Source organism: Vibrio sp. OPT46 (assembly GCF_015163535.1).
In the GTDB taxonomy this organism is placed as follows: domain Bacteria; phylum Pseudomonadota; class Gammaproteobacteria; order Enterobacterales; family Vibrionaceae; genus Vibrio; species Vibrio alginolyticus.
This window is the reverse complement of sequence record NZ_JADDYG010000084.1, coordinates 1-597: the sequence shown is the minus strand read 5'-3', so window position 1 is coordinate 597 and position 597 is coordinate 1. Positions and strand designations below refer to the sequence as shown.

Genomic DNA, 597 nt, shown 5'->3' with positions numbered 1-597 from the left:
CACGTTAGAAGTAGAAGGGTATAACGAACGTAATAAGTCGGAAATAGAATCCTGGTTTATGACTTTGAGTGAGCTAGTTCGTGGAGACTCTATGTATGTCGATTCAATCTGGATTATCAGTCAGTATGCCAACCTGAAAACTCATTTGCCTGAAGATATTTGGCAGCAATGGAGTGCAGATGTGTTAAATGTCTTGTACAGCTGTCAAGGGTTCAGGGGAAAACTCCATCCATCGCAACTATTTGAAGGTGCTTATCGTCATTTATGGTCTGTGAATGATGACAGTATCATGGGGTTGTTTTTACAATCAGGACAATTACCTCAACATCTTCATGCGGAGATTTGTAGAAGTATCTGGAAAGACATTCACCTTGCACCCAATCCGTTTGCAGTATTAACAATGACGCAACCTGAGCAAGCATCGACTGATGTCATGAAGCGTGAATTCGTTGAAGCATTGAGTCGGGTACTTATTCAGGAAAATCATCCGGATGCGCATCGTCTTAAAAACTTAATGGCATGAAGCGAAGAAATTGCGCAAGGGTGAATCTTTGCGATCTGACTTAAATTTTGTGTCAAGCTAATAACGAGAATGAA

At 40.9% G+C, this 597-nt stretch carries 1 protein-coding gene; it reads left to right on the top strand.

Annotation, left to right across the window (positions count from 1 at the left end; all coding sequences use genetic code 11):
* Positions 1–523: hypothetical protein (locus tag IQR33_RS03365; RefSeq protein ID WP_228013740.1), on the top strand; the 523-nt coding region annotated here is incomplete at its 5' end.
* Between the last annotated feature and the right edge of the window lie 74 nt (positions 524–597).